We start from the raw sequence: 17,199 nt of genomic DNA, 5'->3' as shown, positions 1-17,199 counted from the left end.
ACCAACACAGCTTATAAACACAAGTGAATAAAAAAGAGGCGTTATGCCTCTTTTTTACGATACAACGCGACGTTGTTACTATTACAAATTAGCAAATTCCCGCAGGCTCATTTCTTCATATACCAGCTTGCACCATTGCTTAACGCGCTGTTCAGTTAACTCAGGTTGACGGTCTTCATCTACCCCTAAACCGACAAAATGGCTGTCATCGGCCAAGGCTTTTGAAGCCACAAAGTTGTAGCCGGCGGTGGGCCAGTTACCTACAATAATGGCGCCTCTGGGCTCAATAATATCTCGTAAAGTGCCCATAGCATCCAGAAAGTACTCGGCATAATCTTCTTGATCGCCACAACCAAAAATAGCTACCAATTTATTGTTAAAATCAATACCGTCTAACTCCGGAAAAAAATCATCCCAGTCACACTGTGCTTCGCCGTAATACCAGGTAGGGATACCCAGTAACAACAAGTCGAATTCGGCAATATCTTCTTTACTGCTTTTAGCAATATCCCGAATGTCAACCAGGCTTTTTCCCAGTTCTTTCTGAATCATTTTCGCAATGTGCTCAGTGTTGCCGGTATCGCTACCGAAAAAAATTCCTACTGTTGCCATGATATAATGCCTTCTTACCTGGATAATGCCTGTTCTAAAAGCTGTTCAATTAAGTCGTTGCGTGTGGTATTCGCTTTTATGGCAGCCTGGCCTAGTGCTTCGTATAACTGGCCGGACACCTTAAACTCAATACGCTTTAACCCGTTATTACGATCGCGTTTAATTTGATTACGTTTATTTAGCTTAAGCTGTTCCTCACGCGGCAACGGATTGGTTTTTGGCCTGCCAGGACGCTTATCTGCAGCAAACAAATCAATAGTGGTGCGATCAGTGGCGATTTTAGCCATTAACCTCAACCTTGTTATTCAATAAAATGCTGTACAACCGTTTTAATAATAAAAACCAGCGGCGACAAAAATAGCACTAACCAGACAAATAATCGGCCAAACAGCGGTGCCTGGCTTTTTTTCAGTACATCATTAATCGCCAGCACAATAAAAATATACAGTGCGGTTAACCCCAACCATAAGCCTATAGTTTCAAACTGTGCAACGGTCATTATTTCTGGCCATACTGTAAAAATTGCGCGCACTATAGCACAGAAAGCGTTAAATTTTAGTGTGCGTGCTCAATAAAAAGTCTCGTACCAGCTTAGTAAAAGCTGCAGGCTTTTCCGCGTGTAACCAATGGCCTGTGCCATTAATAATTTTTGCCTGAGCAGCAGGAAAAGTTTGAATAATAGCGGGTCGGTGTTCCGGCAAAATATAATCTGATTCGGCCCCTTTTATAAATAGCGTTGGACCGGGATATTGCCCGGTTACTGCCGGTGCTGCAATCAGTTGATTATAGTGTTGTTGCAGCGCCGTTAGATTAAAGCGCCAACGAAAGCCTGTTACTGTTTTCTCCAGGCTTTTAAGAAGAAACTGGCGCACGGTTTTTTCAAAAATATGCTCTGCCAGCTGGCGATCGGCAGCACTGCGGTTTGTTATTTCAGACAGTTTTACGGCATTTAAACCGGCAAAAACCTGTTGATGTCGGTTGCTATAACTAACTGGTGCAATATCTGCGACAATTAATTGCGTTACTCTGGTCGGATACGTTATGGCAAATGCCATTGCTAGTTTTCCGCCCATTGAATGCCCTAACAAGGCACACTGACTGATATTAAGGCTGTCGAGCGTTTCAGCCAAGTCTGTTACCATTGTAGCGTAGTTCATACTATGGCTGTGCGGCGATTGGCCATGGTTAGGCAAGTCAATATTAATAACCTGCCACTGGTCAGCCAGCGCCCGGGCAATAACGCCTAAATTTTCGTAACTGCCAAACAAACCATGCAGTAATACCAGTGGCTCGCCGGTGCCGGCGCTATGAGTGTGTAGAATCATTGCTATCTCGCTGATAACGTTAAGCTGGTATTTTAACAAATTAAGCTGCTGGCGTCAGTGACAAAGCCTTTATATAATGAGGTAACTTTACCTTAACGGAAAACCATATGAAAACCATTGAAATAGATGACGATTTATATCACTACATTGCCACGCAAACCCAGCAAATTGGCGAGAATGCCTCAGATATATTACGTCGTTTGTTGCTGGGTGAACAGCCGGCAAAGAAAGCGTCAGTGGTCAGTAGCATTGAGCCGGTTATTACCGACGCTATCGAGCCAGCGTCAGCTAAGCAAGACAAAACCGATCCCGGTAGTATTTTTGATTTAGTAAGTCGTCAGGATTTACAGGCTGAGTCGAGTGTTGTGGGTCGTTTTTTATATTTGCTCTCAGTGCTGGCACGGGTTCATAAAAAACACTTTAGTAACGTGTTAGAGATTAAAGGCCGCAATCGTCTGTATTTTGCTACTACCGCTGAGGCATTGTCAGAAGCCGGCATTAGTACTAATCCAAAGCAGATACCTAATACCGGGTTTTGGGTTATTACTAATTCGAATACTACCCGAAAAAAGATGATGCTTACCGAAACTGCCATTAAACTGGGTTATAGTGAGTCAGACGCAGAGCGGATCCGCGATTTATTATAAGGAAAGAGCATGTCAGTACATCCACTGGCCGGGCAACCGGTACCGAATGATCGCATTCCCAATATTAGTCGCCTTATGGCAGCCTATTACGTGCTGGAACCCGATATACATCAGCATCCGGAGCACAAAGTCAGTTTTGGTACCTCAGGTCATCGGGGCAGTGCCCTTACCTGTTCGTTTAACGAGCCGCATGTACTGGCGATATGCCAGGCTATCGCTGACTACCGCAAGGAGCAGGGTATTAATGGCCCGCTTTTCCTGGGCAAAGATACCCATGCTTTATCTGAAGCCGCCTTTGCCTCAGCGCTGGAAGTACTTATTGCCAATAAAATTCAGGTGTGTATTCAAAAAGGTTTAGGGTATACCCCAACCCCAGTGATTTCGCATGCCATTCTTACCCAAAATAAGGGCGCTGAGACTAAGCTGGCAGATGGTATTGTCATTACGCCATCGCATAACCCACCAGAAGATGGCGGTATTAAATATAATCCGCCCCATGGCGGCCCTGCAGACACCGATGCGACTAGTTGGATAGAACAACGCGCTAATCAGTTGTTGGCAAATGATCTGGAAGGCGTAAAAATGATGCCTTATCAGCTGGCCATTCAGTCTGGATATTGTCAGCATATCGATTACATTCAACATTATGTTGATGATTTAGAAAATGTGATTGATATGGCCGCAATTGCAAAAGCGGGTATTCGGATTGGTGTTGATCCGATGGGCGGCTCTGGTATTGCATTTTGGCCTAGAATTGCCGAAAAGTATGGCCTTAATATTACTGTCGTCAATGAAAAAGTAGACCCGTCGTTTGCATTTATGCCATTGGATAAAGACGGCCAAATTCGTATGGATTGCTCGTCTGCGTTTGCCATGGCTAATTTAATTCAACTTAAAGATAAATTTGATATTGCCATCGGTAATGACCCGGACTTTGACCGGCACGGTATTGTGACCCGCAGTGGCGGCTTAATGAACCCGAATCATTATCTGGCCGTGGTCATTAATTATTTATTATCTAACCGACCTGACTGGTCAGCACGTTTAGCCATAGGCAAAACCCTGGTATCCAGTGCGCTAATTGATCGGGTGGTATCCGCCCGTGGCCGAAACTTGTGTGAAGTGCCGGTTGGTTTTAAATGGTTTGTTGATGGCTTATTGAATGCCACGCTGGCCTTTGGGGGCGAAGAAAGTGCGGGCGCCAGCTTTTTACGCCAGGATGGCACGGTATGGTCTACTGACAAAGATGGCTTTATTTTAGGGTTATTAGCGGCCGAAATGCTGGCTAAAACCGGGGTTGACCCTTATCAGCAATACCAGGCATTAACTAAAGAGTTGGGTTCGCCGTTGTATCGAAGACTGGATGCGCCAGCCAGTGCCGCGCAAAAATTGGCACTAAAATCATTGGATGTAGCCAGTGTTAGGCAAACTGAATTGGCGGGCGATCCTATTCTGGCAGTATTAACGAAGGCGCCGGGTAATAACAAAGATATTGGTGGCGTAAAAGTTGTTACCCGCAATGGCTGGTTTGCGGCCAGGCCATCCGGTACTGAAAATGCTTATAAAATTTATTTAGAAAGTTTTGTTGATCAACAACACTTGCAACAATTAGAAGAAGATGCAAAAGCCTTTGTCAGCAAGGTATTTAGTACAATTTAGCCTTTAAGCCGGCTGTTAGTGTCATGTAATTTAATTACATTAATAGTCTTTATTTTGCCAAAAACTTGAATTTAGGGTATTGTTTTCGTAATTTTTCTACATTTAATATCAAAATTGGCAGGTTAAGCTGAGTAAACTACCCTTAATAGAGTAGTTTATGTACGCTAAGTAAGTAGATTAGCCTGGTCATTTAGCTCAGTAAATTTCAGGATTGGCAATGAAAAAAGCATCAACAACTACAGCGGCAGTTATTGACGGTGCAAGCACCGAGCAACTGAAGCAAAACATTATTAAGCATTTACATTCAAGTCTGGGTACTGACGTGAATAAAGCCAGTAGTCAGGCTTGGTGGCGCGCGACCTGCGCTGCGGTAAACGAGCAAGTTTATGATGGTTTGCGTAACACGCAGCGAACGCATTATCAGCAAGATACCCGTGCCTTGCATTATTTCAGCCTTGAATACCTGATGGGCCGTTTATTCAGTAATAATCTGCATAATTTAGGCTTGTATGATCAAGCTAAGCAAGCCTTGTTTGAGCTGGGAATGGACATTGCAGATCTGGAAGATCAAGAAGAAGATATGGCGCTGGGCAACGGCGGGCTCGGCCGGTTAGCCGCCTGTTTTATTGATTCATTGGCGACATTAAATTATCCGGCTATTGGTTATGGTATTCACTATGAGCATGGTCTATTTAAACAAAGTTTTCAGGATGGCCGCCAAATAGAGCGCCCAGACAGCTGGCGTGAATATGGTAATCCGTGGGAAATATGCCGGCCAGAATCTATTCAGGAAATCTCGGTATATGGTTATGTTGAGACGGTGTATGACCTGCAAGGTAAAATGAATAAAGTGTGGCATCCTCGTCGTATTATTAAGGGTGTACCTTGGGATATTCCGGTGGTCGGTTATAACGGTAGCTCGGTCAATGTGTTGCGGTTGTGGGAAAGCCGGGCCAGCGATTTCTTTAACTGGGACGTATTTAATTCTGGTGGTTATATCGATGCCGCCAGACAAAATATTGAAGCCGAAACGATTTCAAAAGTATTGTATCCAAATGATGAAACCGATGCCGGCAAAGAACTGCGCCTTATTCAGCAATACTTTTTTTGTTCATGTTCATTAAAAGACATTATTCGCCGCTATAAACGGGCGCATGGTGATGACTGGAGCCATTTTCCAAAGCAAGTGGTTATTCAGCTTAACGACACCCACCCCGCTGTCGCTATACCCGAGTTAATGCGTATTTTAGTCGACCGGGCCGACATGAACTGGGATGATGCCTGGGCGTTGTGTCAGCAGGTTTTTGCTTATACTAACCATACTTTATTACCAGAAGCGTTAGAGAAATGGCCGGTACGGCTGTTTGAAAAAGTATTACCGCGCCATATTGAAATTATTTATGAAATTAACCGCCGATTTTTACTGGAGCAGGTTGACGTACTGTGGCCGGGCGATAATGCGAAGAAACGTAAATTGTCGATTATTGAAGAAGGTAACGAACCGATGGTTCGGATGGGCCACTTGTCGGTAGTCGGGTCATTTAAAGTAAATGGTGTGGCAGAAATACACTCAAAACTGGTGAAATCAGATTTATTTCCGGAAATGGTTGCACTATGGCCAGATAAATTTACCAATGTCACCAATGGTGTTACACCGCGGCGCTGGTTAAAAGCCTGTAACCCCAGGCTGGCAAGATTACTGGATAAAACCATTGGTCCTGACTGGCCTGTTAATTTGAAGTTATTAAGTAAGTTAGCTGACTATGCTGATGATCCGCAGATGCAAGATAGCTTTATGGCAATAAAACAGCAAAATAAAGCTGATTTTGCCCAAGAAGTGAAAAAACTCACCCGAATTGATATTGATCCGGCCGCCATTTTCGATATTCAGATTAAACGGCTGCATGAATACAAACGCCAACACCTGAATTTACTGCATATTCTGGCGTTGTACCGGCGTATTTTGCAAAACCCGGATTATGACATGGTACCGCGGGTATTTGTGTTCGGTGCAAAAGCGGCACCTGGCTATAAATTGGCAAAAGAAATCATTTTTGCTATTAATAAAATTGCCGACAAAATTAATAATGATAAGCGGGTTAAAAACCGGATTAAAGTGGTCTTTATGCCTAATTACCGGGTGACTCTGGCCGAGAAAATGATCCCGGCGGCAGATGTTTCTGAACAAATCTCTACCGCTGGTAAAGAGGCATCGGGTACTGGCAATATGAAATTGGCCTTAAACGGTGCCATTACAGTGGGTACCCTGGATGGTGCCAATATTGAAATTGCTGAAGAAGTGGGTAGCGACAATATTGCCATTTTTGGCTTAACGGTCGATGAAGTAAAAGCGCTACATGCTAAAGGTTATCAAAGCCAGGATTATTATCACAATAACCCGGAAATTAAGGCGGTGTTAGACTGGTTAGAAACAGACTACTTTACCCCTGGTAAGCCCGGTGAGCTGGCTGCTATTAAGCATAGCCTGCTGGAAGGAGGCGATCCTTATTTGGTATTAGCTGATTTTGAATCTTATGCTAAAGCTCAACAACAAATAGACAGCTGGTATCGCGATAAAGCAGGATGGGCAAAAAAAGCTATTTTAAATACGGCATTGGTAAGTAAATTTACCTCTGACCGCTCTATTGAAGATTACGTCAGCCGGATATGGAAGCTTAAGCCATGCAAAATATCACATTAAAATCATTTAAGTGATTTAACATCAGTACGCCACTATAAACCACACCCATCTTTTGATGGGTGTGGTTTATTATGATAATCAGTAATAATAAAATGTAATACCATATAACCCTCAACCATAAAAAGGGGCGTCGACATTGCAGCAAGCAGCCGGTGTAGATAAGGTAGGTAGTGTAGTTTGTGTCGGGACTGGTATGACATTAGGCTCGCATATTAGCCCATTAAGCCGCAGTTATATTGAACAAGCTGATGTAGTATTTGTGCTGGTAGCCGATGGTATTACCGAGCAATGGGTTAGCCAGATGAATAGCGATGTGCGATCACTGCAGTCATATTATCAACCTGACTTATCAAGAATGCTTAGCTACCAGCAAATGGTAGCTGCAATGCTGACTGAGGTGCGGTTAGGTAAAAAAGTGGTGGGGGCATTTTATGGCCACCCCGGGGTATTTGCCTGGGTACCCCACCAAGCCATTGCAAAGGCGAAAGCCGAGGGGTTTGCCGCCCATATGGAACCTGGCATTTCAGCAGAAGACTGCCTGATAGCCGATTTAGCCATAGACCCCGGTACCTATGGCTGCCAGCATTTTGAAACTAGCCAGTTTATGTTTTACAAGCGTACTATTGACCCGGCCGCTTATCTTATTTTATGGCAGGTAGGTGTGGCAGGCGATCGAAGCCTAGCTAAACTGAGCACTGGCGAGCCCTACCGGCAACTGCTGCTTGAGGTATTGGCCGAGCATTATTCGTTAACACATCAGGTTATTTTATATGAAGCGGTAACCTTACCCATTCAGCAACCGCGCATAACCAGATTGCCGCTGGCCGAGTTAGTGAATGCCGAGCTGGACGGTAAAACCACGCTGGTGATCCCACCTGCCACAAAGATGATCCCAAACCAAGCCATATTAGATAAATTGGCCGCACTACAAGCTTATGAGCAGAATAATCAGCAACCTGAATAGCAGCGATTTTTGCTTTCAGGGCACCACGTTTTCCGTACGGCTTTTAGCCGAACCGGATAAAGCATTATATCAACAACTTTATTGCAGTAAGCAAGTTATGCAGTATATCAGCACGCCATTAACTGAACCGCATGCATGCACCAGCTTTAACGCGGCACTTCGACATAACCATATGGCCAGCCAGAGCTACCAGCTGGGGTGCCGGGTTTTTCTGGTGATGGCCGATAATGAGTCAAAGCAGCGTTTGGGCTTGCTATCGGTAAGCGTACAGCTAATTACGCAAGCAGATATCGGGTTTGTCGGTAAATTTGAGGCTGAACTGGGTATTATGTTGCTACCGTCGGCCCAAAACCTGGGGTTAGGGCAAGCTGCTATTGCGGGCTTGTGCCAAAAATTGAGCGTACAACCTAACATTTATCGCTTTACTTTTTGCACTGCAGCGCATAATTTCGCTGCAAAAAAGCTGGTTAGCCGCTTAGGCTTTGTGTATTGTGGCAACGGTAATTGCTATCAGTTACTACAGTAATATAAAAAACACTCTTAAAGGAAGTTTAGCATGAACAAGGTACTGCAGCTTTTACAACGCTTAGGTGAAGATGCCTCATTGCGCAATATCGCCACTAGCCAATTACCAACAGTGTTAAATCCGCTAAACCTAGACTCTGCAGTGCAGCAAGCTATTTTTGAAAAAGATGATGCAATGCTAGCCCGGCTACTAGATACCACCAACAAGATTGTTTGTATGATATTTCCGGCTGAAGAACCAGCACCACAAGATCAGCCAGCTGATTTGCCGGCAAAACAGCCTGCCGATACACCAGAGCCTGCAGAGTACGATATTAAGCAAGTAGTATAAGGTAATTGTTATCAGAAAATATCATAACTGACTTGGTGAAAACCATACTTATGCGAACTGCATTGTTTTTACTGCAGTTCGCAATAGCTGAGCCGTTAATAGCTGCGGTTAACAACACTATTTTGCCCGAGAGCATTACAGTTGTCCAACAGCTATCAATACGCCAACAGTTAGCTCAGATTGATCAAATTAGATTGGAAAATCAGCCGCTTTTTAATGCTGAATTGAATAGAGTAAAACAGCTGCCGCTGGCTTTAGCCTCAGATATCGAATATTTAACTTTGCTAACAGCTTATGAGTTCGCGCTTCAAGGTCAATATGACAAAGTACTTCCAACTATAATGCCATTGCTCGATGCCTCTGCCAATTCAGAGTTTTTCAGTAGAGCCCAGATTATGGCGGTCAACGTACTACTGCTGTCTAATAATCACACCTTGGCTTTTTTCTACTTCGAGCAGCTAATTAATAGTATTCCAACGATTAACGATCCCGAATTACTAGCCCAAATGATAGTTCTTACGATGTTTACCTATAACATGCTGGAACGTTATGATCTTACTTTGTTATATGTACGTTACATTGATTTTGATGCAATATCAGCTAAGTTAACTTGCCAAATTAGGGTTGTCGCACTTGATGCTCAGTACCAGCAACCTGATAACACTGTTACCGAGCAAGAAACACATCAGGTTATAAACGATTGTGTTGCGGCCAAAGAGGTTATTCCAGCTAATTTAGCCAGAAAAGAGCAAATGCGAAATTTGCTAAACAATAATAATAGCCAAGCGGTATTGGCACTTTATCAGCAAAACATTGCTGAAATTAAGCAAACTAATTATCCGATATTGATATCTCAGGTTAGCGCGCTAGCGGCGCAGGCACAGTTACTTAATGGCGATTTACAACAGGCTATTATGCTGGCAAATCAGGCGTTAAACGCCGCAAAATCTAGCCCTAATAATTTTGCACTGGTTGAAGCCTATGCGACTCTGTATCAGATAGCCAAAGCCGAGCAAAACTATCAGCAGGCCCTGCATTATCTGGAAAGAAAGCAGCAGATTGAAGGCGAATTTAATGCTAATAAAGCCTCGCAGCAGGCGGCTTACCATACTGTACGCTCACAAATTGAATTCCAAAATCAGCGTATTAGTTTATTAGACAGAGACAATGAGCTACTAGTGTTACAGCAAAACATTTACCGGGAAGAGGTAAAAAACAGCCATTTATTGCTACTCTTATCGGCGCTACTGGGGAGCATTGCGCTGGTATTCGCCTATCGAGGTTTAGCAGGGCGTAAGCGATTTAAATTGATGGCTGAGTACGATCAGCTAACTGGGATCAGTAATCGCTATCACTTTAATTATCAGGCGAAACAGGCATTACGTTTTTGCCAGTCCAGACAAAAACCAGTCGCCATGATTTTATTTGATTTAGACCATTTTAAAGTCATTAATGACCAATTTGGCCACGCGACAGGTGATTGGGCTCTGCAACAAATTGTGCTGATATGTAAGCAATTTATGCGCTCTAATGACATTTTTGGCCGTATTGGCGGCGAAGAGTTCGTTATTATGCTGCCAGACTGCGAGCTGGATAAAGCCAGTTTACTGGCTGAAATTTGTCGTGATGCTGTTTATGGTATTGAAACGACCAGCATTGAATATGATTTTAGTTTAAGTGCCAGTTTTGGAGTAAGTGGCAGCGATATAAGTGGTTATGATGTTAAGCAGTTGCTGGCAGACGCCGATAACGCCATGTACCAGGCAAAAACCAATGGTCGTAATCAGGTTGTCGAATTTAGTAAAACCGTAACCTAGTCGTTTTAAAGTCAGTTAGCGGTTTGACCATAATATGGAGTAATATATGTTGCAGCAGCCAATCCCGGCCGGTGATTTTTTAGCACTTACCTTAGCTAACCCAACGGGGTTGGCGCCACTGCGTTTTACCTTAACAAACAACACGCTGGTTCAGGTATGGGACACGGGAGTTATTTGCTTTGAGCCTGCCAGTGCTACCACTGAGGATCTGGTGTTGTCTTGTGGCATACATGGCAACGAAACCGCCCCTATCGAAATATGCGCGGCTATTGTGCAGGATATTCTGACAGAGCGTTTACTACCCAAAGTAAGATTGTTAATGCTGTTTGGCAATCCGCCAGCCATTAATGCTGGTAGCCGGGAAATTACTGAGAATCTTAATCGGTTGTTTTCAGGCCAGCACAGTAACGGCGCTGGTGTAATAAATGCTGAGCGGCAGCGGGCAAAAGCATTAGAGCAGTACGTTAGTCAGTTTTACCAGCAGTTACCCGTAACCGAGTTGGTAACGCGTAGTCGTAGTTTGTATGATTTACATACCGCTATTCGCGGCTCGCGCTTTGAAAAATTTGCGGTGTATCCTTATCTGCACGATAAGCCCTGGCAGCAGGCTGAGCTGGCTTTTTTAGCCGCGTGTGGGGTAAATACTGTGCTGTTAATGCAAACGCCAGCAACTACCTTTAGTTATTACGCGTCGAACACCCATCAAGCCAATTCTTTTACTATTGAACTGGGTAAGGTAAAGCCGTTTGGACAGAACACTATGGCAAATTTTGCTAAAGTGGAGGCGAGCTTACGGGCCTTTATTCAGGCCGAGCCCGTAAAAGCAGCCGCTTTTGATGCCAGCCAGTTCAATATTTTTCAGGTATATCGCGCTATTATAAAACAAACACAGGATTTTAAATTACGCTTTGCTGATGATATTGAAAATTTCACCTGCTATCCACCTGGTACCTTGCTGGCAACTGATGGTGATATTGAATATCGGGTAGAGCATGAGGGCGAAGCCTTAATATTTCCTAATGCGAAAGTGGCGGTAGGTCAGCGCGCGATGTTAATGGTCAGGCCCACGTCAGTTACCGACAATCTGCAGTAAAATGCTTGGTTTACGGTTAATACCAGTGTGACAGACAGTAAATATAACCTGACAGCTCTGCAAGCCGTCAGGTTTTTTTGTACCTGGCGACGGTTGCAATGCAGTTTACGTAAAGGTAAAGTTCCGGGCAAATAACGATAATCGACAGTGTGTCCACAAACCAAGAGATAGCCATGAAAAACCCTAATAACGCCACCATCACCACGGTGCATTCTGCAGCTTTTACTGCCGGTGATGCGTTAAAAATTCCTACTCTGTGTATTTTAAAAGATGATGGCAACCTGTATGACGGTGCTGATACCCCAACGGTAGACAAAGAAACCGCCTTGAAAATGTACAACACTATGGTGTTCACCCGGGTATTAGATGAGCGCATGTTAGCCGCACAGCGCCAGGGCCGCATCAGCTTTTATATGCAGTGTTTAGGCGAGGAAGCCACTACGGTCGGCAGTGCTGCCGCGCTGGATGAGCAAGACATGATTATGGCGCAATATCGCGAGCAGGGTGCCTTGCGTTATCGCGGCTTTACTTTAGAGCAGTTTATGAATCAGCTGTTTTCTAATGAAAAAGATCTTGGTAAAGGCCGGCAGATGCCGGTGCACTACGGTAGTAAAGACATTTACTACATGACGATTTCATCGCCTTTGGGCACACAAATTCCGCAAGCCAGTGGCTATGCTTATGCCCAGAAATTACGGGGCTTAAATAAAACCACTATTTGTTATTTCGGTGAAGGTGCTGCATCAGAAGGTGATTTTCACGCCGGATTAAATATGGCGGCGGTGCATAAAGCGCCGGTACTGTTCTTTTGTCGCAATAATGGCTATGCCATTTCAACTCCGGCCAACGAACAGTTTGTTGGTGACGGCATTGCTTGTCGGGCGGTAGGTTATGGTATGAAAGCGTTGCGGGTAGACGGCGCCGATATTTTGGCAGTGTATCAGGCTACTAAAATGGCTCGTGATTATGCGCTGGAGCATAACGAACCAGTATTAATTGAAGCCATGGCGTATCGCTTAGGCGCGCATTCATCGTCTGATGATCCCAGTGGCTATCGTTCGAAAGAAGAAGAAGAAATGTGGCGTAAAACCGACCCTATTTCCCGCTTTCGTTTATGGTTAGTTAAACAGGGCTGGTTAGACGACGCTGCAGACAAAGCCAGTATTGAAGCACTGCGTACTGAAATTCTGGATGCACTGAAAGTGGCTGAGAAAGTGGCAAAACCAGGTATAGAACACCTGATATCTGATGTGTATCACCAGCCGATCCCGGCGCTACAACAACAATTAGACGAATTAAAACAACATATCAGAAAATACCCGGATGCTTATCCGGTGACGTCGGGGAGAATGGATTAATGGCAAAAATGAATATGCTACAAGCGATTAATAATGCGCTTGATTTAGCTATGGCTAAAGATGATGCCGTAGTGTGTTTTGGTGAAGACGTTGGCCATTTTGGTGGGGTGTTTCGGGCCACCAGTAAGCTGCAGGAAAAATACGGTAAGGCGCGCTGTTTTAACACTCCGCTGACCGAGCAGGGTATAGCTGGCTTTGCCAATGGTATGGCCGCACAAGGCATGAAGCCGGTAGCTGAAATTCAGTTTGCTGACTATATTTTTCCGGCGTTTGACCAAATAGTCAATGAAACAGCAAAATTCCGCTATCGTTCAGGTAATGAATTCAACGTTGGTGGCTTGGTATTTCGAAGCCCCTATGGCGGCGGTATTGCCGGCGGCCATTATCATAGCCAGTCACCTGAAGCCTATTTTGCGCACACTCCAGGCTTAAAAGTGGTTATTCCACGCGATCCTTATCAGGCAAAAGGCTTATTACTGGCCTCTATTGCCAGTGAAGATCCGGTGATATTTTTTGAGCCGAAAAAATTGTATCGGGCGTCAACTGGTGAAGTACCTGAAGAGTATTATGAAATTGAATTGGGTAAAGCAGAGGTAGTGCGCGAAGGTAAAGATGTTACCGTATTAGCCTGGGGCGCTCAGATGGAAATAGTTGAGAAAGCGGTAGCAATGGCCGCCGAGCAGGGCGTATCTTGCGAAGTTATCGACTTGCGTAGCATTTTACCCTGGGATGCAGATACCGTTGCCGCCTCGCTAGAAAAAACCGGCCGGTTGGTGATCAACCATGAAGCGCCGTTAACCGGTGGTTTCGCGGGTGAAATTGCCGCCACTATGCAACAACGTTGTTTTTTACATCTGGAAAGCCCGATTGAGCGCGTGTGTGGCATGGATACGCCGTATCCGCTGGCACTGGAAAAAGAATACGTTGCCGATCATCTAAAAACCTACGAAGCCATTATGCGCTCGGTTAACTATTAAGGCGGCAGCATGAAACAGGATTTTATACTGCCGGATATCGGCGAAGGTATCGTTGAATGTGAAATAGTGGAATGGCTGGTTAACGAAGGTGACACCATAAAAGAAGATCAACCGGTTTGTGATGTCATGACCGACAAAGCGCTGGTGCAAATACCGGCGGTATACAACGGTGTTGTCAGCAAGTTGTATTATGCTAAAGGTGACATTGCTAAAGTGCATGCTCCGTTGTTTGCTATGGAAATAGCCGACATTGTTGATACTACTGACACTACACCGCAACCAGTTAAGCAAGGTGCAACAAATAATACGGCCACGGTGCAAGCTGAACCTGTTAATACTGCCGCTGAAACCACTGAAGACTTTATTTTACCCGACATTGGTGAAGGTATTGTTGAGTGTGAAATTGTCGACTGGTTAGTAGCTGAAGGCGATACCATTTTAGAAGATCAGCCAGTTTGTGATGTTATGACCGACAAAGCGCTGGTACAAATTCCGGCTAAGTATTCTGGTGTTGTCAGTAAGTTATATTACGCTAAGGGCGAAATTGCTAAAGTGCATTCACCGTTATTTGCCATGCAAATAGCCGGACAGACGTCAGATGCCACTAGTTCGACATCGTCACCGGCAAGCCAAACCATAGCAAGCAACCCTGTTGCAACCGGGCAAACTAGCCATAAGTCTGCAGTGTCAGCAGCCAGCGGTAAAGCACTCGCTAGCCCGGCGGTGCGTCGTTTAGCACGTGAGCTAAATATCGATTTAACCAACGTAAACGGCTCAGGCGATAAAGGCCGGGTTTTTAAAGACGACGTAAAAGCCTTTGCTGCCAGCAGCACTGAGTCAGACAGTAGTAGTGCTGACCCCACTGCTAGCAGCGATAGCGCCAAAGCCAGTTCAGCACAACATATTAATTCCGTTGCCGGCATTGCTGACCGGGTTGAACCTATTAAAGGTATTAAAGCGGTAATGGCGCGGTTAATGGCTGAGTCGGTGTCAACTATTCCGCATTTTACCTACTGTGAAGAAATAGATCTGACGGCGTTAATTAGTCTACGTTTGAGCCTGAAAGATAACTATGCTAAGCAAGGCGTTAAGCTGACGATGATGCCATTTTTTATGAAAGCATTATCATTGGCAATTAAAGATTTTCCAGTAATGAACAGCCAGCCCAATAGCGACTGTACTGAGCTGCGTTTTCTTGCCCAGCACAATATTGGTGTTGCTGTTGATTCTAAGGTAGGTTTATTAGTTCCCAACATTAAAAGCTGTCAAAGCAAATCAATTGTCGACATCGCACGTGAGCTAAGCCGATTGACTGACTCAGCTCGCGAGGGACGGGTTAGCCCGGCAGATCTTAAAGGTGGTACTATTACTATCTCTAATATTGGCGCCATTGGCGGTACAGTTGCGACGCCAATTATTAATAAGCCTGAAGTGGCTATTGTTGCTTTAGGAAAGGTGCAAACCTTGCCACGCTTTAATGACAAAGGCGAGGTTGAAGCCAGACAACTGATGCAAATAAGCTGGTCAGGTGATCACCGGATTATTGATGGTGGTACCATTGCCCGCTTTACCAATTTGTGGAAGCACTATTTGGAGCAGCCTTCGGCAATGCTGGTTAACATGATTTAAGCAGTTGGCAAGTTCAGCTGTTTCTGTTAAAAACCCACGGTGCAAGGTGGGTTTTTTTATGGTCGTTATTTTGACCGGTACAGGGAATAAATATGGTTGAATTTGAAGATTTAAGAGTGTTGGTACAGGCGAAAAGCCCGCTGATTATTATTGAAACTTATGAAGAACTACGGGCACTGGCCTTAATAAAGCGTCTGGCAATGAATTTAATGCGGCCGGTATTTCAATGGACTATTACCGATGGCTTGTTGCGTACCGACCGTGAAAGCAGCCCACAAGCGTTTAATACTGAACCGGCGCAAGTATTGGCCCAAATTAAAGGTACTCGGATCCCGGGTATTTATGTGTTATGCGATTTTCATCCTTTTTTAAATGAACCGCGGCATATTCGCTTTTTAAAAGAAATTGCCCAGGCGCATGAGAGTTTAGGACACACGCTGGTATTTTTAAGCTATGCACTACAAACACCACCTGAATTAGCCCGCTTAAGCTACCGCTTTCAATTGTCATTACCTAGTGATCAGCAATTACGACAGATGATCAGTGAAGCCGCCGAGATGTATCGCCATCAGCATGGTCAGCCCGTAGACATGGCGCCAGAAGATGTTAGTGCCTTATTGCAAAACTTACGCGGTTTAACTTTTGATGAAGCAAAACGACTGGCCTACAAAGCGATAGCCGATGATGGTGCGATAACCGCGAGCGATTTACCCAGAATAAACCGGGCAAAGTTTAATTTGCTGCAAGCGGCCGGTACCTTAAGCCAGGTTTACGATACCAAAAACCTGGCCGACGTAGTCGGCTTAGCCAATTTAAAACGTTGGTTAACTCAACGCCAGCCAGCGTTTAATAGTAATAGCCAAGACATCCCTAAAGGCTTATTGTTAACTGGTGTGCAAGGTACCGGTAAAAGCCTTACCGCTAAAGCCATCGCCGGCAGTTGGGGCTTACCGTTACTGCGGCTTGATATGGCAGCGTTATATAATAAATATATTGGTGAAACCGAGAAAAATCTCAGTCAGGCTCTGGCGCAGGCCGATGCCATGGCCCCCTGTGTGCTCTGGATAGATGAAATTGAAAAAGGCTTGGCCGGTGGTGATAATGACAATGGCGTTACCCGCCGCATACTGGGCACCTTATTAACTTGGATGGCCGAGCGGACAAAACCGGTATTTATGGTTGCTACCTCGAATAATATTGAAGAGCTGGCGCCGGAGTTATTGCGTAAAGGCCGCTTTGATGAAATATTCTTTGTTGATTTACCTGATAATGCGCAAATTAAAGCACTTTTGGCGTTGCATTTACAGCGACGTAATTTAGCACTGCATGATAATGAACTGGCGCAATGTATTGCCTTAGCGCAAGGTTTTTCGGGTGCTGAACTAGAGCAAGCTGTAGTCAGTGCCAGCTACCGGTTGCACAGCGATGGCGGCGGTTTTAGTTTAAATCACTTAATGGCCGAGCTTGCAGAAACACAGCCGCTATCGGTCGTTATGGCAGAACGCGTCACCGCACTTCGGCAATGGGCGCAGCAGCGCTGTGTTATGGCTTAACCCGGACA

At 44.8% G+C, this 17,199-nt stretch carries 16 protein-coding genes; 12 read left to right on the top strand and 4 right to left on the bottom strand.

Annotated elements, in window-relative coordinates; all coding sequences use genetic code 11:
* Positions 1 to 81: 81 nt before the first annotated feature.
* From fldA to VT06_RS00880, 4 genes are read right to left on the bottom strand one after another with little or no spacing between them, the layout of a single operon-like run.
* Entirely contained in the window at positions 82 to 612 is a 531-nt protein-coding gene (gene fldA / locus VT06_RS00895; RefSeq protein WP_046552369.1) for a flavodoxin FldA, read from the bottom strand.
* Between the two features lie 14 nt (positions 613 to 626).
* Positions 627 to 899, bottom strand: a complete 273-nt coding sequence (gene ybfE / locus VT06_RS00890) for a LexA regulated protein (protein ID WP_046552368.1) — start codon at positions 897 to 899, stop codon at positions 627 to 629.
* Positions 900 to 913: 14 nt separating this feature from the next.
* Positions 914 to 1,111, bottom strand: coding sequence for a DUF2788 domain-containing protein (locus tag VT06_RS00885; RefSeq protein WP_046552367.1), 198 nt, complete (start codon positions 1,109 to 1,111; stop codon positions 914 to 916).
* A gap of 49 nt (positions 1,112 to 1,160) precedes the next feature.
* On the bottom strand, positions 1,161 to 1,937 hold the full coding sequence (locus tag VT06_RS00880; RefSeq protein ID WP_046552486.1) for an alpha/beta fold hydrolase: 777 nt from the start codon (positions 1,935 to 1,937) through the stop codon (positions 1,161 to 1,163).
* 107 nt (positions 1,938 to 2,044) lie between these two features.
* Between VT06_RS00880 and seqA the strand changes: the two genes are divergently transcribed.
* From seqA to VT06_RS00820, 12 genes are all read left to right on the top strand, one after another.
* Entirely contained in the window at positions 2,045 to 2,584 is a 540-nt protein-coding gene (seqA, locus tag VT06_RS00875) for a replication initiation negative regulator SeqA (RefSeq protein ID WP_046552366.1), read from the top strand.
* Between the two features lie 9 nt (positions 2,585 to 2,593).
* Entirely contained in the window at positions 2,594 to 4,243 is a 1,650-nt protein-coding gene (gene pgm, locus VT06_RS00870; RefSeq protein ID WP_046552365.1) for a phosphoglucomutase (alpha-D-glucose-1,6-bisphosphate-dependent), read from the top strand.
* Between the two features lie 217 nt (positions 4,244 to 4,460).
* Positions 4,461 to 6,944, top strand: coding sequence for a glycogen/starch/alpha-glucan phosphorylase (locus VT06_RS00865; RefSeq protein WP_046552364.1), 2,484 nt, complete (start codon positions 4,461 to 4,463; stop codon positions 6,942 to 6,944).
* A 136-nt stretch (positions 6,945 to 7,080) separates the two neighbouring features.
* The gene (locus tag VT06_RS00860) at positions 7,081 to 7,908 is read left to right on the top strand and encodes an SAM-dependent methyltransferase (protein WP_235357310.1); all 828 of its coding nucleotides are present in this window, start codon (positions 7,081 to 7,083) and stop codon (positions 7,906 to 7,908) included.
* Positions 7,880 to 8,434 carry a GNAT family N-acetyltransferase gene (locus VT06_RS00855; RefSeq protein WP_046552363.1) on the top strand — a complete coding sequence of 185 codons (555 nt, stop codon included), beginning with the start codon at positions 7,880 to 7,882 and terminating at the stop codon, positions 8,432 to 8,434. The genes VT06_RS00860 and VT06_RS00855 overlap by 29 nt, the downstream gene beginning before the upstream one ends.
* A gap of 30 nt (positions 8,435 to 8,464) precedes the next feature.
* Entirely contained in the window at positions 8,465 to 8,764 is a 300-nt protein-coding gene (locus VT06_RS00850) for a hypothetical protein (RefSeq protein WP_046552362.1), read from the top strand.
* Between the two features lie 50 nt (positions 8,765 to 8,814).
* Positions 8,815 to 10,581, top strand: coding sequence for a GGDEF domain-containing protein (locus VT06_RS18350; protein ID WP_200897872.1), 1,767 nt, complete (start codon positions 8,815 to 8,817; stop codon positions 10,579 to 10,581).
* A gap of 46 nt (positions 10,582 to 10,627) precedes the next feature.
* A complete protein-coding gene (gene astE / locus VT06_RS00840; protein ID WP_046552361.1) occupies positions 10,628 to 11,674 on the top strand; it encodes a succinylglutamate desuccinylase in 1,047 nt (348 codons plus the stop codon).
* Positions 11,675 to 11,847: 173 nt separating this feature from the next.
* Positions 11,848 to 13,032, top strand: a complete 1,185-nt coding sequence (locus VT06_RS00835; protein WP_046552360.1) for a thiamine pyrophosphate-dependent dehydrogenase E1 component subunit alpha — start codon at positions 11,848 to 11,850, stop codon at positions 13,030 to 13,032.
* Positions 13,032 to 14,009 (top strand): alpha-ketoacid dehydrogenase subunit beta, encoded by a 978-nt coding sequence (locus VT06_RS00830; protein ID WP_046552359.1) that lies wholly within the window; start codon positions 13,032 to 13,034, stop codon positions 14,007 to 14,009. Before VT06_RS00835 ends, VT06_RS00830 begins: the two co-directional genes overlap by 1 nt.
* A gap of 9 nt (positions 14,010 to 14,018) precedes the next feature.
* Positions 14,019 to 15,638: a dihydrolipoyllysine-residue acetyltransferase gene (locus tag VT06_RS00825; RefSeq protein ID WP_046552358.1), complete on the top strand. Its 1,620-nt coding sequence runs from the start codon at positions 14,019 to 14,021 to the stop codon at positions 15,636 to 15,638.
* A gap of 92 nt (positions 15,639 to 15,730) precedes the next feature.
* Positions 15,731 to 17,191 (top strand): AAA family ATPase, encoded by a 1,461-nt coding sequence (locus VT06_RS00820; RefSeq protein WP_046552357.1) that lies wholly within the window; start codon positions 15,731 to 15,733, stop codon positions 17,189 to 17,191.
* Positions 17,192 to 17,199 lie beyond the last annotated feature (8 nt).

It is taken from the genome of Arsukibacterium sp. MJ3 (assembly GCF_000987765.1).
GTDB lineage: Bacteria > Pseudomonadota > Gammaproteobacteria > Enterobacterales > Alteromonadaceae > Alishewanella.
Note: the sequence above shows the minus strand (reverse complement) of the source record. Positions and strands in the feature narration are given on the sequence as shown.